14 protein-coding genes are annotated in these 19839 nt (G+C 69.8%); 8 read left to right on the top strand and 6 right to left on the bottom strand.

What is annotated here, in order from left to right:
• Nucleotides 1-81: 81 nt before the first annotated feature.
• The 4 genes from FGD71_RS21390 to FGD71_RS21370 all read right to left on the bottom strand — a co-directional run bounded on the left by FGD71_RS21390 (nt 82) and on the right by FGD71_RS21370 (nt 6188).
• Nucleotides 82-1656 (bottom strand): acyltransferase family protein, encoded by a 1575-nt coding sequence (locus tag FGD71_RS21390; protein WP_420878332.1) that lies wholly within the window; start codon nt 1654-1656, stop codon nt 82-84.
• The gene (locus FGD71_RS21385) at nt 1653-3905 is read right to left on the bottom strand and encodes a bifunctional polysaccharide deacetylase/glycosyltransferase family 2 protein (protein WP_119102101.1); all 2253 of its coding nucleotides are present in this window, start codon (nt 3903-3905) and stop codon (nt 1653-1655) included. The genes FGD71_RS21390 and FGD71_RS21385 overlap by 4 nt, the downstream gene beginning before the upstream one ends.
• Nucleotides 3905-4750, bottom strand: a complete 846-nt coding sequence (locus FGD71_RS21380; protein WP_119102100.1) for a hypothetical protein — start codon at nt 4748-4750, stop codon at nt 3905-3907. The genes FGD71_RS21385 and FGD71_RS21380 overlap by 1 nt, the downstream gene beginning before the upstream one ends.
• A 448-nt stretch (nt 4751-5198) precedes the next feature.
• Nucleotides 5199-6188, bottom strand: a complete 990-nt coding sequence (locus FGD71_RS21370; RefSeq protein ID WP_119102098.1) for a LysR family transcriptional regulator — start codon at nt 6186-6188, stop codon at nt 5199-5201.
• Nucleotides 6189-6271: 83 nt separating this feature from the next.
• On the opposite strand from FGD71_RS21370, the gene FGD71_RS21365 reads away from it, so the two are divergent.
• A complete protein-coding gene (locus FGD71_RS21365) occupies nt 6272-7687 on the top strand; it encodes an MFS transporter (RefSeq protein ID WP_119102097.1) in 1416 nt (471 codons plus the stop codon).
• On the opposite strand, the gene FGD71_RS21360 is transcribed toward FGD71_RS21365, so the two are convergent.
• Nucleotides 7614-8552 carry a LysR family transcriptional regulator gene (locus FGD71_RS21360; RefSeq protein ID WP_119102096.1) on the bottom strand — a complete coding sequence of 313 codons (939 nt, stop codon included), beginning with the start codon at nt 8550-8552 and terminating at the stop codon, nt 7614-7616. The two genes, FGD71_RS21365 and FGD71_RS21360, sit on opposite strands and share 74 nt — an antisense overlap.
• A 205-nt stretch (nt 8553-8757) precedes the next feature.
• On the opposite strand from FGD71_RS21360, the gene FGD71_RS21355 reads away from it, so the two are divergent.
• Together FGD71_RS21355 and FGD71_RS21350 are read left to right on the top strand one after the other, a co-directional pair.
• Nucleotides 8758-10143, top strand: a complete 1386-nt coding sequence (locus FGD71_RS21355) for a M20 family metallopeptidase (RefSeq protein WP_205571140.1) — start codon at nt 8758-8760, stop codon at nt 10141-10143.
• Nucleotides 10140-11480 (top strand): MFS transporter, encoded by a 1341-nt coding sequence (locus tag FGD71_RS21350; RefSeq protein ID WP_119102094.1) that lies wholly within the window; start codon nt 10140-10142, stop codon nt 11478-11480. Before FGD71_RS21355 ends, FGD71_RS21350 begins: the two co-directional genes overlap by 4 nt.
• An 85-nt stretch (nt 11481-11565) precedes the next feature.
• Here the strand turns inward: FGD71_RS21350 and FGD71_RS21345 are convergent, their stop codons facing one another.
• Nucleotides 11566-12969 (bottom strand): cytochrome P450, encoded by a 1404-nt coding sequence (locus FGD71_RS21345; RefSeq protein WP_119102093.1) that lies wholly within the window; start codon nt 12967-12969, stop codon nt 11566-11568.
• Between the two features lie 355 nt (nt 12970-13324).
• Between FGD71_RS21345 and FGD71_RS21340 the strand changes: the two genes are divergently transcribed.
• The 5 genes from FGD71_RS21340 to FGD71_RS21320 are packed head-to-tail and all read left to right on the top strand — an operon-like array spanning nt 13325 to nt 19740.
• Nucleotides 13325-14620: an ABC transporter substrate-binding protein gene (locus tag FGD71_RS21340; RefSeq protein ID WP_119102092.1), complete on the top strand. Its 1296-nt coding sequence runs from the start codon at nt 13325-13327 to the stop codon at nt 14618-14620.
• Nucleotides 14617-15585 (top strand): carbohydrate ABC transporter permease, encoded by a 969-nt coding sequence (locus FGD71_RS21335; protein ID WP_119102091.1) that lies wholly within the window; start codon nt 14617-14619, stop codon nt 15583-15585. Before FGD71_RS21340 ends, FGD71_RS21335 begins: the two co-directional genes overlap by 4 nt.
• Nucleotides 15582-16406 (top strand): carbohydrate ABC transporter permease, encoded by an 825-nt coding sequence (locus tag FGD71_RS21330; protein WP_119102090.1) that lies wholly within the window; start codon nt 15582-15584, stop codon nt 16404-16406. Before FGD71_RS21335 ends, FGD71_RS21330 begins: the two co-directional genes overlap by 4 nt.
• Nucleotides 16407-16417: 11 nt before the next feature.
• Nucleotides 16418-18742, top strand: coding sequence for an alpha-xylosidase (gene yicI / locus FGD71_RS21325; protein ID WP_119102089.1), 2325 nt, complete (start codon nt 16418-16420; stop codon nt 18740-18742).
• Nucleotides 18736-19740, top strand: coding sequence for a LacI family DNA-binding transcriptional regulator (locus FGD71_RS21320; RefSeq protein ID WP_119102088.1), 1005 nt, complete (start codon nt 18736-18738; stop codon nt 19738-19740). Before yicI ends, FGD71_RS21320 begins: the two co-directional genes overlap by 7 nt.
• Nucleotides 19741-19839: the final 99 nt, after the last annotated feature.

Here is a 19839-nt window from a genome sequence, read left to right as displayed (position 1 = left end):
ATCACCCTCAGTTGAGTGACCTCAGGGAGGCGATGACACCGCTGTGTTGCGCGGTGCCCGTACCCAACCCCTACGCCGCAGCTACCGCGCCCTGCCCCGCCCCCGCGCCCGCGCCCGGTTGCTTCCGCGCTTCTTCGAGCCGTCCGGCCACAGCCGTGGGCTTCGCTTGGCGGCCAGGTCCTCGATCCAGCCCACTCCGACGATCGAGAGGGCGATGAGGGGCCAGACGAGGACGAACATCCAGAGCAGGTACGTCGTGTCCAGGGCCCCGGTCAGGCGGTCGTCCATGAAGGGGAGTTCGTAGAGGCGGTCGAGGATGGGGACCGTGGCCATGATGAGGAGGTTGTGCCAGAGGTAGATCGTCACGGCTCGGTTGTTGGAGAGCGTGACCAGCTTGTCCCAGCGGGCGAGACGGCCGGGGAGTTCCTGCCAGGACGGGGAGTACTGGAGGAGGATGGCGACAAACCCGAAGGACCAAGTGGCCTGAGCCAGGGGGATGTCGTTCAGGTCCCAGCCGTCGGGGCCGAGGTGGCCCGAGGCCCACCACAGGCCGAAGGCCATCACGAGTGCCGCGCAGGAGACCACCACGTAGCGAGGGATCTGGCGCAGCAGACCCTCGTGGTGGGCCATGCCCAGGATCCAGCAGCTGCCGTAGACCGCGAAGTCCGTTACCGCGTTGCCCGTTTCCCCGGGGATCTTCACCAAGCCCGTACCCACGACCGCCGTCAGCGCCAGAGGTGCGAGGAGCGTCGCCCACGGGACCCTGCGGAACGCCCACAGCAGCAGCGGGGACGCGATCACGAACCACAGGTACGCGCGCAGGTACCAGAGCGGGCCCGCCGCCTGGACCGCCCAGGTGTCCTCCAGGAGGCCGGACTTGGAGCCGATCTGCCAGGGGTAGGGCGGGGCGCCGATCGGGATGATGTAGTTGATCAGGCCCAGCCAGCCCAGACCGTCGTCGTCCTTGGACGGATTCCAGCCGCCCACGAACATCATCGCGAGCACCACCACGCTGAACGCCCAGAGTGGAGGCAGGAGCCGGCGGATACGGCCGCGGATCACGCCCCATGCCGGGCGGTTCAGCGAGCGCGCCATCAGCGAGCCCGCGAGTGCGAACATCACGCCCATGGACGGGAAGAGGACCGTCAGCCAGGCCCAGCCGAAGAGGTGGTAGACGACCACACGGACCAGGGCCAGGGAGCGCAGGAGGTCGAGATAGCGGTCACGGCCGCCGCCTCCTCCGGGCTTCTTGGGCTTCTTGGGAACGGCCGGGGCGGGGGTGGAGGAGGGGGTGAGGGCTGTGTCCAGGGCCGGGTTCAGGGCCGGGTCCAGGACCGAGTCCGGGATCCCGGCGGCGTGCCCAGGGGGTGCCGCCGCCTGCGCCCATGCCGGGGTCGGCGCCGACGCCTGCGGCAGAGGGCGGGTCTCGTCCGCCCACTGCGGCTGCTGTTGTTGTTGCTGCTGCGGAAAAGCGGCCGTGGCGGGCATGCCCTGTGCGCCGGGCATGCCCTGTGCGCCGGGCATGCCCTGCGTCGCGGGCGGCGTCCCGTACGTCTCCTCGTACGCGTTCCAGTACGGGTTGGCGGACGGATCCGGCGCTCCGCCCGGCCCGGACGCGTGCCCGTCCGTGTATCCGTCTCTGTATCCGTGCGTCATCCCACCGGCCTCCGGTCGTTGCCACTCGCCGACCGCTGCACCGGCACCGAGCCGGGTACGGACCCGGATGCCCCGCCGGGCACGGAGCCCGGCGCCGAGCCCACCACGCCCGTGCGCCGCAGCTTCTGCCAGCGCAGGCGTCCGCCGGTGAGGGCCGTGATCCAGGACTGGAGGAGGACGACGTACATGAGCTGGCGGTAGAGGAGTTGTTGCAGGGGGAGGGAGATCAGGTGGGTCATGCGTTCGCGGTCCAGGCGGAAGGCGTACGCCGCGCACACCGCCTGGATCGCCAGGACGCCCAGCCATGCGCCGATCGTCTTCTCCGTGGGGCCGAAGAAGAGCCCGTAGAGGAGGAACACGTCGATCAGGGGGGCCAGGAGCGGGGCGACCACCATGAACAGGGACACCAGCGGCAGGCCCACGCGGCCGAAGCGGCCCGAAGGGCCCTTTTCGATCAGTGCCCGCCGGTGCTTCCAGATCGCCTGCATCGTGCCGTACGACCAGCGGTAGCGCTGGGACCAGAGTTGCTGGACCGACTCGGGGGCCTCGGTCCAGGCGCGGGCGTTCTCCGCGTACACGACCCGCCAGCCGTCCCGGTGCATCGCCATCGTGATGTCCGTGTCCTCGGCGAGCGTGTCGTCGCTCATGCCGCCGACGCGTTCCAGGGCGGAGCGGCGGAAGGCACCGACGGCGCCCGGGATCGTCGGCATGCAGCGCAGGATGTCGTACATGCGGCGGTCGAGGTTGAAGCCCATCACGTACTCGATGTGCTGCCACGCCCCGATGAGGGAGTCCTTGTTGCCGACCTTCGCGTTGCCTGCCACCGCGCCGACGCTCGGGTCGGCGAAGGGCTGGACGAGTTCGCCCACCGTCCCCGGTTCGAAGACCGTGTCGCCGTCCATCATCACGATGAGGTCGTAACGGGCGTTCGCCACGCCCCTGTTGAGGGCCGCGGGCTTACCCGCGTTGAGCTGGCGCACGACGCGTACGTTCGGCAGCCGCAGGCCCTCCACGATGCGGGCCGTGCCGTCGCTCGAACCGTCGTCGATGACGATGACCTCGATGGGATGCCGGCTGGCCATCAGCGAGCGCACCGTGTTCTCGATGCACTTCGCCTCGTTGTACGCCGGGACCAGCACCGACACCGGTTCGGTGACCGGCCTCGGGCCCCAGCGGAAGTCGCGGCGGCGTACGCGGCGGGCGTGGACGCCGGAGAGCAGGAGCATCAGGCCGAAGCGGGCGAAGACCAGGACACCGATGACCGCGAGGCCCACGACGAGGACACTGGTCGTGTTCTCGGAGGCCTGGACCGCGTACACCCACGCCTTGCCCTTCCACAGGTCGAGCCCGGTGACCTGGGTGTGCGCGCTGGGGGAGCCGAGGGCTTCGGTGAGGTTGTCGAACTCGTAGCCCCGCTTCTTCATCTGGGGCAGCAGGCTGTCCAGCGCCTCGACCGTCTGGTGACGGTCGCCGCCGGAGTCGTGCATCAGGACGATCGCGCCCTCGCTGCCCTTGGGCGTGGCACGCCGGATGATCTCGTCGACGCCGGGCTTGCGCCAGTCCTCGCTGTCGGTGTTGTTGACGATGGTGATGTAGCCGCGGCTGCCGATGTACTCGGTCACCGGCCAGGACTTGTTGTCCATGGCGTCGGCGAAGGAGGAGTACGGCGGCCGGAAGAGCGACGTACGGATACCCGCGGCGCCCGCGAGTGCCAGCTGGTTCTGGGAGAGCTCCCAGTCGATGCGGCGCTGGGACTGCAGGGAGAGGTCGGGGTGGTTGAAGGTGTGCAGGCCGACCTCATGGCCGTCCTGGACCATGCGCTCGACGAGGTCCGGGTAGCGCGAGGCCATGGTGCCCGTGACGAAGAAGACGGCGTGCGCGTTGTGCTGCTTGAGCACGTCGAGGACCTTGGGGGTCCACTTGGGGTCCGGGCCGTCGTCGAAGGTGAGGACGAGACGCTGCTTCGGCATCTCCAGGCTGGTGGGGCTGTCGCCACGCGTGTCGATGACCGGGCCGCCCTCCAGAATCTTCTCCGGTACGCGGTCGGCGGCGGCCTCCGGCTGGACGCGGTGGTCGGCCAGGATCTCGCTGTGGACGAAGCCCCGCAGCATCAGCATCGCCATCAGCGCGACGAGGATGAGCGAGGGCAGCAGATAGCGCATGGGAAGCCGTCGGCGTGACGGCGCGGAGGCCGAACGGTGACGGGAGGTACCGGAGGCCGAACGGTGACGGCTGGAACGGGATGCCATCAGAGGATGCTCTCCGGGGACGAGGAGACGGTGGGGCTCAGCGTGATGAAGGTCGGCTCGGGCGTGAGGGGGCTGTCGGCGACGTTGTCGGAACCGGCGACCGGGGGATCCGTGGGGTCGTCGGTGGCGCCGCCGGTCTCGGTCGGGTCCGGGTCGGGATCCGGTGACGCGGGCGGATCGTCGCTGGGATCCGGTGACGCCGGCGGATTGTCGGGGGCCGGCTTGGTGCTGGTGGCCGACGGCTTGGGGTCGGTGGGCTTGCCCGACTTCGAGGCGCTGGCCGAGGGGTTGGGGGCGGTGCCGGCCCCCGGCGACAACGTCGCGGTGGGGTTGTCCGACGGGCTCTGCCCGGGCGAGGGACTCGTCGAACCGGACGGCTTCGCCGAGTCGGCGGGCAGCGGCGGGGAGTCGACCTTCTGGGCCGGCTTCTCGTCCTTCTGGCCCTGCACCGGGAGCCAGGGTGCGCTGGAGTTGCCCGACAGGAGCGTGGCGAGGATGACCACGGCGTAGACCGCGCAGGCGACGCCGACGGCCATGCCTATCCGGCGGAATCTACGGCTGCGGCGGCCCGTCTCGTCGACGAACACCGGGCCGTCCGCGCCCTCCGAGGCGCTCTTGCCCCTCGGCGCCCCCTTGGCCTGCTGGACCAGCCACTCCTCCAGGTGCGGACCCACATTGTCGAGCTGGACCGTGACCTCGTGGGGGTCGTGGGTGTGCTCCGGCTGGTCGTCCTCCTGCCAGGAGGACGGTTCGTCGTCCCAGGATGACGGGCCGGCGTCGTGGCGGGTCTGCCAGTCGGGCTCCGGCCCGGCTATGGACGGTTCGTCGTCCCGCTGCCTCGGCATGGATATGCCGTCGAAGTCACCGCCAAGCGCCCCGTCGCGGAATGATCCGTTTCCGTGCGATCCGTTTCCGTACGACCCGTCGCCGTACGATCCATCGCCATACGACCCGACTCCATACGATCCATCGCCGTACGATCCGTCGCCGTACGATCCGTCGCGGAACGACTCACCCGCGTCTCGACCATGTCGACCAACTCCACGAGCCGACGGATCGGCTCCACCCCCGCCCGGCCGGCCGGTATCCCTCCAGACCGGTTGAGCATCTTCACGCCATTTGTCCACGCGCACGCACATCCCCCCATGGGATCGATCGGGCGCGCGTACGATCCCGGGCACTTCGTACGGTGTTGTCCGGATTGAGCCCCCACCCAATCCGGGCGCCCCCCTTTATCACACTGCACCCGGCCCTTGAATGTAGCGCACGTGGGGGATCTGTGTTTGCCACGTGTCAGCTACGAATCATCATCAAGCGTGCATCCATGGCCGGAATCCATCCATCGGCGGGGCGCTGGAGCCACCCCTCGGCGGCCGCGAGCTCCGCGACGGCGGCGCGGAGAGCGTCGATCCCCGGGTGCGCCAGCCCCCGGCGCCATACCAAGGACACGGGCGACAGGGGAACGGGGTCGACGAGAGGTCGCAGCACTGACGCGGGCATGGCTGGAAAATCCACGACCGCGAGCACGGGGTTGCGTTTCTTGGCCATGATCCGTTGGAACTCCTCGGCGCCGACGGCGAGCGGCGCGGGCGGCGCGACCTCGATGCCGCGCCCCTCGAAGAGCCGGCGGGCCAGGTCGGTCCACTCCAGGGTCCGGGGATTTCCGGCGCCGGCGTACACGTGCTCGCCCGCGAGCGCGTCGAGCGGCACCGCGTCCAGCGCCGCCAGGTGGTGATCCTCGGGCAGGACGATCGCCATCGGCTCGTACCGTACGGGCTGTTGCTCCAGGCGGTCGCGGATCGCCGGGTCGAGACCCGCGAACCGGCCGAAGGACGCGTCCAGCCGCCCCGCGAGCAGCTCGGCCGCCGCACCGGTGAGGCCGCTCTCGAAGCGGGCCATCAGCTCGCAGTCGGGGGCGAGTTCGCGGGCCCGGGCCAGAATGCGCTCGAAGACGAGTCCCGGGCTGTTCACGTCCACGAGCAGGGGGCGCTGCTCGGCGTCCGCCCGCCGGAACTCCGCCAGCAGCGCGTCCTGCGCCTCCAGCACCCGGCGCGCGTACGGCAACAGCCGCTCGCCGTCGGGTGTGAGGGTCACCTGCCGGGTGGTGCGGACGAACAGGTCCGCCTTCAACTCCCTCTCCAGGCGCCGGATGTCACGGCTCAGCGCCTGCTGGGCGACGTACAAACCTGCGGCGGCTCGCGTGAAGTGCAGTTCCTCGGCTACGGCGAGGAAGGCGCGCAGCAGGCGGGGGTCGATGGTTCCTGGGCCGGCGGAAGAAGCCATCCGGCGAACTTACAACGCGGGTGCGTCAATCGGTACGGAGTAGGTGTTGGACCGTTGATCAGGCGGCGGGCGACGGTTGCTCCATGCCGCAGCCCTCCTCCCGCGCCTCCCGCGCCGCTCGCGAAGCTCCCTCGACCCTCTTCACCGTCACCGGCGACAGCCTGGTGGCCGTCGATCTCACACCTCGGTGGTCACGTACACGCCTGAGGACGCCCAGGAAACGGCCACGCGAACGAACACGCGAACGGCCACGCTCCCCCTACCACCGCCTCTTCGCGATCCCCGGCACCCGTGCCTTCACGATCGGGAATCTGATCGCCCGCCTCCCCATGGGCATGTTCAGCGTCAGCGCCGTCATCATGATCGCCGGCACACGCGGTTCGTACGCCCTCGCCGGTGCCGTCACCGCGACCGGCCTGGCGGCGACGGCGGTCGTCGCGCCCTGGACGGCGCGCCTGGTCGACCGCCACGGGCAGGCGCGCATCGCCGTGCCCGCGACGGCGATCGCCGCGCTGGGCTCACTCGCGCTCCTGCTCTGCGTGCGTTACGGGGCACCCGACTGGACGCTCTTCGCCGCGTACGCGGCCACGGCCACGACGCCGAACACCGGAGGCATGTCCCGGGCTCGCTGGGCCCATCTGCTGAAGGGCGACGCGGCGGGCCTGCACACCGCGAACTCCTTCGAACAGGCCATGGACGAGCTGTGCTTCATGCTCGGGCCGGTGCTGGCCGTGTTCCTGTGCGGGACGTTCTTCCCGGAGGCCGGCACGCTGGTCGGCGCGCTGCTGATGCTGACGGGCGTACTGATCTTCGCGGCCCAGCGCGCCACGGAGCCGCCCCCGCAAGGCCGTTCACGTACGAGAGCGAAGGCGAGAGCCGAGGCTGGAGCGGGTACGAGATCGAGTACGAGATCGAAACCGCTCCTCCGCGCCCCCGGTATGCCCCCTCTCCTCATCGGGTTCCTCGCCACCGGCGCCGTCTTCGGCTCGATGGAGGTCGTCACGATCGCGTTCGCGGACGCACAAGGGCACAGGTCGGCGGCGGGCGTGATCCTGGCGCTGCAAGCGGCCGGTTCATGTGCGGCCGGTCTGCTGTACGGGGCCCTGAAGCCGGCGGGACCGGCGGAACGGCGATACCCGTTGGCCATCACCGCGATGACCCTCCTCATGTCGGGGCCCCTCCTCGCCGCGGCGCTCACGGATTCGCTGGTGGTGCTCGCCGGTGCGCTGCTGTCGGCCGGGATGGCCACGGCCCCGACGATGGTCATCGGGATGACACTCGTCCAACGACGCACGCCCGAGGGCCGGTTGAACGAGGGGATGACACTGGCGGTGACGGGGCTGCTGGGCGGGATCGCGTGCGGGTCGGCCGTCGGCGGGTGGATCGTGGAGCACGGGTCGGCCGCGGGCGGTTACGGCGTCCCGGTCACCGCGGCCGCGGTAGCTCTGCTGATCTCCCTCGCGACGGCGAGACCAGCAGCGAGACCAGCAGTTCGGTGAACCGCGTGGCCGCCCAGGACAGCCGGCGGCCCGGCATCGTCTGGATCTGGGCCTCGCGCTGGCGGAAGACCGGGTGGTCGATGTGGACGTGGGTGACGCCTTCGGTGCGGCCGTCCCGGTCCAGGTCGCCGAGGTCGCCCACCAGGGCGATGCCGCCGCCCGAGCGGACGAACTCGTACTGCGGGGCGAGGGCGTCGCAGACCAGCGCCGGGCGGACCGCCAGCCCCTCCAACTGGACTCCGATGTCGAAGAGTTCCCGTTGGCTGGTGCCCGGCGAGGCGAGGGCCAGGGGGTGGGAGCAGAGCTCCGCCAGGGTGACACGGTCCCGGCCGGCCAGTTCATGGCCGAGGGGGACGATGGCGGCGACCGGGATCACGACGGCACTCTCCACGCGTACGTCGTGCTGCGGGCCCATCGTGTAGGTGGCCGCGACGTCCGCGATCCCTTCGACCACGCGGCGGGTCGCCTCCTGGCGGGGGACGACGTCGAGCTGGAACGCCACGTCGGGATGGTCGCGCCGGAAGGCCGCCATGGCGGCCGGGACGAACCGGCGGCCGAACCCCTCCGAGCAGGCGACGGTGACGCTGCGGACGTCGGCCCCTCGGCCTGTCCGCAACTCGTCGACCAGCGCGGCCGATTCGGCCTCACTGCGTCGGGCGTGGGCCACCAGCCGGGACCCGGCGTCGGTCATGGTCATCCCGCGCGGGTGCCGGATGAACAGGGGCACGCCGATCCCGGACTCGAGTTTGGCGATCTGTCTGCTGATCGCCGACGGTGCGACGTTCAGTGTGTGGGCGGCCTCGGTCACCGATCCGGTCCGGGCGACTTCAAGGAAGTACGCGAGGCTCACCGGGACGAGTTGCATCGGACCTCCACGCCGGCACCGGTTTGCCGAAAGTAGAACGCAGGGCGCCACAAACGGCAATAGTCGCCGACCGAAAATCGCCCTACGCTGCTGAGCCAACGCAGTGCCCCCGCGGTGTCCAGCGGGTGTCCAGCACGCCGGCCCTGATCGGCGAGCGATGTCTCCATACGCGCCGTCCTCAGCGTTCCTCAGGAGAAATGTCCCCGTGATTCCCGCGAAACTGATCCATCAGGCCGAGGAGTACGTCGACTCCGGAGCCTTCTTCGCCGAGCTGGCCGCCATGGTCTCGTACCCCACCGAGAGCGCGCGGCCGGAAAGTCACGTTGCCGTCAAGGCATACCTGGATGAGGTGCTGACCCCCGCGCTGGAGGGTCTCGGTTGCTCGGTGACGGAGTACGACAACCCCTCCGGCGGCCCATTTCTCGTGGGCCGACGCATCGAGGACCCCGGCCTGCCGACCGTCCTGTGCTACGGGCACGCCGACGTCGTGGACGGTCATGCCGGGCGGTGGAGCGAGGGACGCGATCCGTGGACGCTGACCGGTGACGGCGACCGGTGGTACGGCCGCGGCAGCGCCGACAACAAGGGGCAGCACCTGGTCAACATCGCGGCCCTGCGGCTGCTGCTCGCCGAGCAGCAGAAGCTGGGCTTCAACCTGACCTTCCTCTTCGAGACCGGCGAGGAGATCGGCTCCCCCGGGCTGGCCGAATTCGCCGCAGCGCACCAGGAGTTGTTGCGGGCGGACGTGCTGATCGCCTCGGACGGGCCACGCCTGGACGCGACGACACCGACCCTGTTCCTCGGCGCGCGCGGCGGCGTCCAGCTCCAGCTCGACGTGGACCTGCGCCCGGACGCGTACCACTCCGGCAACTGGGGCGGGGTCCTGCGCAATCCCGCGACGACCCTGGCCGGCGCGATCGGGAGTCTCGTCGACGGACACGGCCGTATCCAGGTCCCCGAGCTGCTGCCGCCGGACCTGCCCGACCCGGTCCGCGCGTCACTCGCCGAGGTCACGGTCGCGGGCAGCCCCGGCGACCCGGCCCCGGACCCGGGGTGGGGCGCGCCCGAACTGACCGCCGCCGAGCGGCTCTACGCCTGGAACACCCTGGAGGTGCTGACCCTCGGCGCCGCCGACATCGACCGCCCCGTCAACGCGATCCCCGGCCGGGCACGGGCGGTTCTGCAACTGCGGTACGTCGTCGGCACGGACGTCGACGGCATCGAGGAGGTGCTGACCGGGCACCTCGCCCGGCACGGCTACGACATGGTCGAGGTGAGCGTCCTCGGACGCTTCGCGGCCAGCCGCACGCCTCTCGACGACCCATGGGTCGGCTGGGCCCGGCGGACGCTGGAGCAGGTCACCGACCAGCCGGTCGCGGTCCTCCCCAACATCGGCGGCTCACTCCCCAACTTCGTCTTCACCGACATCCTCGGCCTGCCGACCCTGTGGCTGCCGCACTCGTACCCGGGCTGCCTCCAGCACGCCCCCGACGAGCACCTCCTCGGCTCCATCGCCCGCGAGGGCGTCGTACTCGCCGCCGCGCTCTTCCACGCGCTCGGCAACCCCACGGACACGGAGGACCCCCGATGACCGAAGTCGCCGGCCGGCAGACACAGTCGGCGCCGCCGCGGACGTCCGCCCGTCGCGCGATCGCCGCCGCCACCATCGGCAACGCTCTCGAATGGTTCGACCTCGCGCTGTACGCGCTGCTGGCGTCGTACATCGGCAAGACGTTCTTCCCGGCCGGCGACCCGGGCATCCAACTCGTCCAGACCTACGCGGTGTTCGGCATCACGTATCTGATCCGTCCGATCGGCGGTCTGCTGATCGGCGCGTACGCCGACCGGCACGGCCGCAAGAAGGCGTTGATGCTGTCGATCCGGCTGATGGTGGTCGGCACGCTGATGATGGCCTTCATGCCGGGGTACGCCGCACTCGGCGTCGTCGCGCCCCTGGGCATCATCCTCGCGCGGCTGATCCAGGGCTTCGCGGCGGGCGGGGAGTTCGGGGCGGCGACGTCGTTCCTCGTCGAGCGGAACGAGCGGCGGAAGAGCTTCCTGGGCAGCTTCCAGTTCGCGAGTCAGGGGCTCTCGACGCTGATGGCCGCGGGGTTCGCGGCGGGTCTGACCGCGGTGCTGTCCGAGGAGCAGATGACGTCGTGGGGCTGGCGGGTGCCGTTCGTGTTCGGCCTGTTGATCGGTCCGGTCGGTTACTTCGTACGCCGGTACGTGGACGAGTCTCCGGCGATCACGGCCGCGACGGAGGGCGCGGGCACGGGCACGGCCGAGGGCACGGGCGCGGCCAAGGGCACGGCGGGACCGGAGGCCTCGCCGATCCGCACCGTCTTCCGTGACCACTGGGGCGGCCTGCTGATCGCCGGCGGCGTGCTCATCGTGTCGACGGCGCTCAACTTCGTCCTCCAGTACCTGCCGACCTTCGGGATCAAGGAGCTCGGTCTCGACGAATCGCTGTCGTTCGTGGCGCTGTTCGTCGCCGGTGCGATCCTGACACTGGGGACTCCGGTGGTGGGCCTGTTGGCGGACCGGTTCGGACGGCTGAGGATCATGGTGCCGGCCGCGCTGCTGATCGCCGCGAGCGCCGTGCCGTTGTTCATATGGCTCACCAGGGCGCCGTCGTTCCTGACGCTCGTGCTGTGCATGACGATCCTCGGCCTGCTGAAGGCGGCCTACTTCGGGGCGCTGCCTTCGGTGATGTCCGACGCGTTCCCGGTCCGGGCCCGCGCGACCGGCCTCTCCTTCAGTTACAACACCACGGTCGCGGTCTTCGGCGGCTTCACTCCGACGATCGCCGCTGCGCTGGTCACGGCGACGGGTTCGCAGGTCTCGCCGAGCTACTACCTGGTCGCGGTCGCGCTGCTGAGCATCGCGGCGCTGGCGGCGGGGGCGCGGTTCCGCGGGATCCGCTGAGTCTCCCAGGCCCGCTGAGTCCGCCGAGTCGATGCGGGCGTCCGCTGAAGTGCCCCGCGGGATGTGCCGAGTCCGCTGAAGTCCCTCAGCGGGGCGTGATCCGGCAGCGGACGGGCCCCTTGGCCGTCAGGGTGATCGCCGCGCCGAGCGGCACTTCTGCCTCGTCCGCGGGCTCGAACTCATAGGTCTGGAGCAGCACCGCGAGCCCCAGCACCGACTCCAGCATCGACAGGTGCTGCCCGATGCAGGCGCGCGGTCCGCCCCCGAACGGGAACCAGGCGTAACGCGGGCGGCCCGCCTCCGCCTCCGGGGTGAAGCGCTCGGGGTCGAAGCGGTCCGGGTCGGGCCAGTAGTCGGGATGGCGTTGGGTGACCCATGGGCTGACGAGGACATCGGCGCCGGCCGGTATGTGGACGCCGTCGATCTCCGTGTCCGCGACCGCGCGGCGGCCGATGACGGGCGCGGACGGATACAGCCGCATCGCTTCCTTCAGCACCATCGTCAGATACCGCAACTCCCCCATGTCCGCCGCCGTGGGCGCCCGCCCGCCGGGTCCGCCGAGCAGGCGGTCCACCTCCTCCCGTACCCGCCGCTGCTGCTCGGGGTGGCGGGCCAGGAGATGCAGGGCGAAGGCGAGCGCGGTGGCGGTGGTCTCGTGGCCGGCCAGCAGGAAGATCAGTACCTGTTCGCGCAGTTCGGTGGCGTCGAGGCTGCCGTCCTCGGCGTTCTCGGCCCGGACGAGGAGGGTGGCCAGGTCTTCGGTGCCGCCCTGTGGGCCGGTGTCCTGCGTGCCTGTGCCCCGCCCGCCGCGACGGCTCTCGATGATGCCGTCGCAGAGCGCGAACAGTTCGGCCTGGTTGCGGTCGGCGCGGCGGTTGGCGGGTGTGGGCCAGGTGCGGGGCGGCTTGACAGGTGCGAGGCCCCGCTTCAGGGAGTACTTCTGGAGCGCGGGCATCGTGCGCTCGATCACGTCGAACGCCTTCTCCACGTCCGTCCCGAACAACACCCGGCCGACCATGCGGAGCGCGAACCGGTGCATCTCGCCGACCAGTTCGACGGCTCCGTCCGGGCGCCCTCGCCAGGCGTCGGCCAGGGCGACCGCCTCCTGGGTGACCTGGTCCGCGTAGCCGTCCACGCGGCGGCGGGTGAACAGCGGTTGGACGAGGCGGCGCTGGCGGAGGTAGGCGTCGTCCTGGCTGGTGAGCAGGCCGTTGCCGATCGTCTCCCGCAGTACCTCGTAGAAGGCGTTGTCCTTGCGGAAGTCGGCGGACCGCGTCGCCAGGACCTGCTGGGCGCCGTCGGCCGAGAACACCGCGTACATGTCCCTGCGCAGCCCCGGCGGGCCGGCGCGGAAGCGCACCACGTCGCCGTACGCGCTCCGCGCCCCCAGATACGTCGCGAGAGGATCCCTCAGGAGGTCGCTCATCGAACCGAACAGTGGCGTCCCCGCCACGATCGGGGCCTGTACGCTCACGGTCGCCGTCGCCATGTCCCGCCGCCTCCCCCTGGGCCCGTACGCATGTCTGAACCACGATAGCCCTACGGGCAGGGCCGGTTGAGGGCACGGACAGGCCGGAGTGTGCGCACCAGCCGGAGTGCGCGGACCAGCCGGTTCGACGGGTTCGCGTCCACGAGATGTCCCGGACACGGGACGGGGTCCTCGACAGCGATTCCCGCAAATTCCATTGACGCGCCCCCGGCTCCCACATACCTTCGCCCGTCGAAGCGCTTCGACATCACGCATCGAAACGATTCGACGAACGCTGCGTGATGCCCCCCACCACGAGCGTGACGAGCACGACTCACCGGGACAGTGAGCCATCCGACTCCCCTGGAGGCACTGGATGTTGACGGCACGAAGGCGTGTGGTGGCGGTAGCCGCCGCCGCTCTGAGCGGGGCCCTGCTGCTGGCCTCCTGCGGCGACTCGGACAGTGGGTCTTCCGACGGCAAGACGCTGAGGCTGTGGCACTACGAGGCACCGAACAGCGCGATGGGGGTGGCCTGGAACGCGGCCATCAAGGAGTTCGAGAAGACCCACCCGGGTGTGAAGGTGGAGTTCGAGGAGAAGGGCTTCGAACAGATCCAGAAGACCGCCTCCATGGTCCTCAACTCCTCCGACGCCCCCGACATCATGGAGTACAACAAGGGCAACGCGACGGCGGGCAAGCTCTCGCAGCAGGGCCTCCTCACCGACCTCACCGCGGAGGCGACGAAGCGCGGCTGGGACAAGAAGCTCAGCACCGGTGTCCGTACCACCAGCCAGTACGACACGGGCGGCGTCATGGGCTCCGGCAAATGGTTCGGCGTGCCGAACTACGCCGAGTACACGATGGTCTTCTACAACAAGGACCTCTTCAAGAAGCACGGCGTCGACGAGCCCACCACGTTCGCCGAACTCACCGCGGCCATGGACGAGTTCGTCGACAAGGGCGTCGCCCCGCTCGCCAACGCGGGCGCCGAGTACATCGCCCACCAGTACCTGTACCAGCTCGCCCTGATGAAGGCCGATCGCGCCTGGGTCGACAAGTACGAGCTGTACAAGGGCAAGAACGACTTCCACGACACGGCCTGGACGTACGGCGCCGAGACCTTCGCCGACTGGGTGAAGAAGGGGTACATCGACAAGAAGTCCAGCGGCACGAAGGCCGAGGACGCCGGAGTCTCCTTCATCCAGGGCAAGGCGCCGATCCTCTTCTCCGGCAGCTGGTGGTACGGCCGCTTCAAGGCGGAGGCCAAGTTCGACTGGGGCACCTTCCTCTGGCCGGACACGAACCTCACGCTCGGCTCCGGCGGCAACCTCTGGGTGGTCCCCAAGGGAGCGAAGAACAAGGACCTGGCCTACGACTTCATCGACATCACCATGTCGAAGAAGATCCAGAACCTGCTGGGCAACAAGGGTGGTGTCCCGGTGGCCGCCGATGCGGCCGCCATCACCGACCCGCAGGCCAAGGAGCTGATCGCCGACTTCAACGCCCTCGCGGAGAAGGACGGTCTGGCCTTCTATCCCGACTGGCCCGTCACCGGCTTCTACGACGTCCTCGTCTCCGAGACCCAGAAACTGATCACGGGCGGCACCGAACCGGACGCGTACCTCGACGCGTTGCAGGAGGCGTACGACAAGGGTGTGCCGAAGCAGTGACGGTGACCGCCGAACGGGAGGCGCGGGCGGTCGGCAAGCACCATCACGGCAGCCCGCGCCGCCCCCGTACCCGCGACTCGTACGCCCTGTTCCTGCTGCCAGGGGTGCTCGCCTTCCTGCTCGTGATCGTCGTGCCGTTCGCGATGAACACCGGGGTGAGCTTCACCGACTGGCAAGGCGTGGGCACCCCCGACTGGTCCGGGCTCGCCAACTACCGGGAGCTGCTCGACGACTCGGAGTTCTGGGCGTCCTTCCGGCACAGCCTGTTCATGGTCGTCGCCATGGCGGCCGTACCGACCGTCATCGGGCTCGTGCTGGCCGCTGCTCTGTTCGACTTCGTCGGCAAGCACTTCGGCAGCAGGACGGCCGCGGTGCTGCGCGCCTGCTTCTACCTCCCACAGGTGCTGCCGATCGCGGTGGCGGGCATCGTGTGGAGCTGGATCCTCGCCCCGGACAACGGCTCGCTCAACGAGCTGCTCCAGGCCGTCGGGCTCGGCTCCTGGCAGCAGGACTGGCTCGGCGACCCGGACATCGCCCTCTACAGCGTCATGGGCGTGATGGTGTGGGTGCAGATCGGCTTTCCGCTCGTCGTCTTCATGGCGGGCCTGCAGCGCGTCGACCCGCAGCTGTACGAGGCCGCCGAGCTGGACGGGGCGGGATGGTGGCGCCGTTTCTGGCACATCACGCTCCCCCAGATCCGTCCGGAGATCCATGTCGTCCTCACCTGGTGCACGATCGCCGCGCTCAAGGTGTTCGGGGCCGTGTACGTGCTCACCAAGGGCGGTCCGGGCGGCGCCACGAACGTCCCCTCGTACTTCTCCTTCACGACCTTCTTCGAGAAGACGCAGGTGGGGTACGGCGCCGCGATCTCCACGGTCCTCACCGTGATCATCCTGCTGCTGGCCCTGGTCGGACTCAGGCTCCAGACCCGCGCCGAGGACGCCGAGGAGGGGCTTAGGACATGACGACAGCCGTACGCCGCTATCCGGTTCTCGTGGCCCTGGTCATCGCGGCCCTCTTCATGGTCCTGCCGTTCCTGATCGTCACGATGAACGCGGTCAAGTCGCCCGCCGAGTACTCAGCGAACGGCCCGCTCAGTCTCCCCGACGGCCTCTACCTGGACGGACTGAAGGACTTCTGGGAGCGCGTCGACTTCGGCCAGAAGCTCCTCAACTCGGTCCTGGTCAGCGGCGCGGTCGCGGCCTTGGCCGTCGTCCTGTCCGTCCTCAACGCGTACGCGATCGGCATCGGCCGCATCAAGGGACGCACCTGGGTGCTCGCCTTCTTCGTGCTGGCGAACGTGCTGCCGCAGGAGGCGCTGGTCTACCCGATCTACTACCTGAGCAAGGAAGCCGGTCTGTACGACACCCGGCTCAGCGTGATCATCGTCTTCACGGTCATCCAGGCCGCCTTCGGCACCTACCTCCTCTCCGCCGTCCTGGGGCAGTTCCCCCGCGAGATCATCGAGGCGGCCCGCATCGACGGGGCGAACAAGTGGCAGGTGCTGTGGCGGATCGTGGTCCCCGTCAGCCGGCCCACCATCGGCGTGCTCCTGGTCTTCTTCTTCATCTGGACCTGGAACGAGTTCCTGCTGCCGCTGGTCATGCTGATCTCCAACGACAACCAGACCGTGTCGGTGGCGCTCGGCGTGCTCCAGGGCCAGCGCCTGATGGACGCCACGATGACCAACGCGGCCGCCCTGCTCGGTGTGCTCCCGGCGATCGTCTTCTTCCTCGTCTTCCAGCGGACGCTCACCCGCGGCATCGCCGTGGGTGCCGTCAAGTAAGGGGTGTGCCGGTGAAGTTCAGTGACGGCTACTGGCTGCTGCGCGAGGGCGTGACCGCGGCCCATCCGGTCGAGGTCCTCGATGTGAGCGCCGAGCACGGCACGTTGGAGATCCACGCGCCGACCCAGCCCATCCGCCACCGCGGTGACCTGTTGAAGGGACCGGTCGTGACGATCAGCGCGCACGCGCCGGCACCCGATGTCATCGGCGTGACGTTCACGCACTTCGAGGGCGAGGAGCCGCGCGGCCCCGAGTTCGAGGTGAGCAAGGAAGAGGTCACGGCGACGGCTTCGTACGACGACGAGTTCGCGACCCTCACCTCGGGCGCCCTGTCCGTCAAGGTCTCCCGCGGCGGGCCCTGGCAGGTCGACTTCCTCGCGGACGGCCGCACCCTCACCAGCAGCGGCCGCAAGGGCATGGGCATCATGCGGGACGCCGAGGGCGGCCACTATCTGCGGGAGCAGCTGGGCCTCGGGGTGGGCACGAACATCTACGGGCTGGGCGAGCGCTTCGGGCCGCTCGTGAAGAACGGCCAGGTCGTCGACATGTGGAACGCCGACGGCGGCACGGCCACGGAACAGGCGTACAAGAACGTCCCGTTCTATCTGACCGACGCCGGCTACGGCGTCTTCGTCGACCACCCCGGCCGGGTGTCGTTCGAGGTCGGCTCGGAGACCGTGTCGCGGGTGCAGTTCAGCGTGGAGAGCCAGCAGCTGACGTACTACGTCATCTACGGCCCGACGCCGAAGGACATCCTGCGCAAGTACACGGCGCTCACCGGCCGGCCCGCGCTGCCGCCCGCCTGGTCGTTCGGACTGTGGCTGTCGACCTCCTTCACCACCTCCTACGACGAGGCCACGGTCACGTCCTTCATCGAGGGCATGAAGGAGCGCGAACTGCCGCTGTCCGTCTTCCACTTCGACTGCTTCTGGATGCGCGAGTTCAACTGGTGCGACTTCGAGTGGGACCCGCGGGTCTTCCCCGATCCGGAGGGGATGCTCAAGCGGCTCAAGGAACGCGACCTGCACATCTGCGTCTGGATCAATCCCTATATCGCGCAGCGCTCACCGCTGTTCGCGGAGGGCCGGGCGCTCGGGCATCTGCTGAAGAAGCCGGACGGCAGCGTATGGCAGTGGGACCTGTGGCAGCCGGGGATGGCGCTGGTCGACTTCACGAGCGAGGCCGCCCGCCAGTGGTACGCCTCGAAGCTGGAGGCACTGCTCGCGCAGGGCGTCGACTGCTTCAAGACCGACTTCGGCGAACGCGTCCCGGTCGACGTGGCGTACGCGAACGGCGCCGACCCGGAGCGCATGCACAACTACTACACGTACCTGTACAACCGCACCGTCTTCGACGTGCTCCGCAAGCACCGGGGCGAGGAGGAGGCCGTCGTCTTCGCCCGCTCGGCGACGGCCGGCAGCCAGCAGTTCCCCGTGCACTGGGGCGGCGACTGCGAGGCGACGTACGAGTCGATGGCCGAGTCGCTGCGCGGCGGGCTGTCGCTCGGGTTGTCCGGCTTCGGCTACTGGAGCCATGACATCGGCGGCTTCGAGGGGACGCCGCCGCCCGCGCTGTTCAAGCGGTGGATCGCCTTCGGGCTGCTGTCCTCGCACAGCCGGCTCCATGGCTCGTCGTCGTACCGCGTCCCGTGGCTGTTCGACGAGGAGGCCGTGGATGTGCTGCGGCTGTTCACCCGGCTGAAGCTGCGCCTCATGCCGTACCTGTACGAGGCCGCGCGCGCCGCGCACGCCGAGGGGGTGCCGATGATGCGGGCGATGGTCCTTGAGTTCCCGGACGATCCCGGGTGCACGCATCTGGAGCGGCAGTACATGCTCGGGCCCGATCTGCTGGTCGCGCCCGTGTTCAGCGACGAGGGCGACGTTTCGTACTACGTCCCCGAAGGCACCTGGACCCACTTCCTGAGCGGGCGGACGGTCACCGGGCCTCGCTGGGTGCGCGAGCGGCACGGGTTCCTGAGCGTGCCCCTGCTGGTCAGGCCGGGCGCGGTGATTCCGGTCGGCGCCGTCGAGGACCGGCCCGACTATCCGTACGCGGACGGGGTCACCCTGCACGCGTACGGCCTGGAGCGTGGCGCGCAGGTCACGGTGCCCGTGGGCGGCGTGACCTTCACCGTCGTCCGCGAGGGGGACACGCTGCGGGCCTCGTCGAGCGATCCCTCGGCGCCCTGGGGACTGTCCGCCGGCGGACGGACAGCGCGGGCGAAGGCCGGGACCGGGTTCCTGTCGCTGGAACTGGCCTCACCGGAGCAGAAGCGGAACCAGTTGGAGGGGGACCAGCCGGAGCGGAATCAGCCGGAACAGGACGGAGCATGGTGAAGATCACCGACGTGGCGCGGCACGCGGGGGTGTCCCCCAGCACGGTCTCGTACGCGCTGAGCGGCAAACGCCCGATCTCCGAGGAGACCCGGCAGCGGATCGAGGCCAGCATCCGCGAGCTGGGCTACCGGCCGCACGCGGGCGCGCGAGCACTGGCGAGCAGCCGCTCCAATGTGCTCGCGCTGGTGGTGCCGTTACGGGCGGGCATCCATGTGCCGGTGGTGATGCAGTTCGCGGTGTCCGTGGTGACGACCGCACGCCGGCACGACCACGACGTGCTGCTGCTCACCCAGGAGGAGGGCGAGGACGGGCTGCGGCGGGTCGCGGACACCGCGCTCGTGGACGCGCTGATCGTGATGGACGTCCAGCTCCACGACCGGCGGCTGCCGTTGCTGCGCGCCCTCGACCGGCCGTCGGTGCTGATCGGGTTCCCGTCCGAGCCCAAGGGGCTCACCTGCATCGACCTGGACTTCCAGGCGGCGGGCGAGGCGTGCGTCGAGCATCTGGCGGGTCTCGGGCACCGGGTGATCGCGCTCGTGGGTTCGCCTCCGGAGGTGTACGTACGGGAGACGGGCTTCGCCCAGCGCGTCGTGCGGGGCTTCACCGCCGCGGCCGACCGGCACGGGCTGTCCTCTTCGGTGCACCCGTGCGAGGCGGCGCCCGGGGCGGCCCGGCAGGTCGCCGAACAACTTCTGCGGGAACGCCCGGCCCTGACCGGGGTCGTCGTCCACAACGAGCCGATCGTGGAACCCCTCATCGAGGCCTTCGAGCAGCTCGGTCTGCGGGTGCCCGGCGATCTGTCCGTCACGGCGATCTGCCCGGACGAGCTGGCCGACGGCACCCGCGTGCCCGTCACCTCGATCGCCATACCGTCCGCCGAGGTGGGCGCCACAGCCGTGGAGCTGCTGATGAAGAAGCTGGGCGGCGCGACCGTACCGGAGGCGACGCTGCTGCCGCCGCGGCTGACCGTGCGGGCCAGCACGGCACCGCGGCCCTGAGCCCCCACGAAGAGACACCTGCCTACCCCACTTGTCCACGCCACGCATGCAAGGCCCTAGTCGAAGGAGCCGTGCCATGAAAGGCAAGAGAAGACACCA

The sequence above is a fragment of the Streptomyces sporangiiformans genome (genome assembly GCF_005768555.2).
In the GTDB taxonomy this organism is placed as follows: Bacteria; Actinomycetota; Actinomycetes; order Streptomycetales; family Streptomycetaceae; genus Streptomyces; species Streptomyces sporangiiformans.
Note: the sequence above shows the minus strand (reverse complement) of the source record. Positions and strands in the feature narration are given on the sequence as shown.

Coding starts and splice junctions, on each gene's coding strand:
- FGD71_RS21385 (WP_119102101.1), bottom strand. CDS start 3,905: ATGGCATCCCGTTCCAGCCGTCACCGTTCGGCCTCCGGTACCTCCCGT.
- FGD71_RS21360 (WP_119102096.1), bottom strand. CDS start 8,552: ATGCAACTCGTCCCGGTGAGCCTCGCGTACTTCCTTGAAGTCGCCCGG.
- FGD71_RS21350 (WP_119102094.1), top strand. CDS start 10,140: ATGACCGAAGTCGCCGGCCGGCAGACACAGTCGGCGCCGCCGCGGACG.
- FGD71_RS21330 (WP_119102090.1), top strand. CDS start 15,582: ATGACGACAGCCGTACGCCGCTATCCGGTTCTCGTGGCCCTGGTCATC.
- FGD71_RS21380 (WP_119102100.1), bottom strand. CDS start 4,750: ATGCCGAGGCAGCGGGACGACGAACCGTCCATAGCCGGGCCGGAGCCC.
- FGD71_RS21365 (WP_119102097.1), top strand. CDS start 6,272: ATGCCGCAGCCCTCCTCCCGCGCCTCCCGCGCCGCTCGCGAAGCTCCC.
- FGD71_RS21390 (WP_420878332.1), bottom strand. CDS start 1,656: ATGACGCACGGATACAGAGACGGATACACGGACGGGCACGCGTCCGGG.
- FGD71_RS21320 (WP_119102088.1), top strand. CDS start 18,736: ATGGTGAAGATCACCGACGTGGCGCGGCACGCGGGGGTGTCCCCCAGC.
- FGD71_RS21345 (WP_119102093.1), bottom strand. CDS start 12,969: ATGGCGACGGCGACCGTGAGCGTACAGGCCCCGATCGTGGCGGGGACG.
- FGD71_RS21340 (WP_119102092.1), top strand. CDS start 13,325: ATGTTGACGGCACGAAGGCGTGTGGTGGCGGTAGCCGCCGCCGCTCTG.
- FGD71_RS21370 (WP_119102098.1), bottom strand. CDS start 6,188: ATGGCTTCTTCCGCCGGCCCAGGAACCATCGACCCCCGCCTGCTGCGC.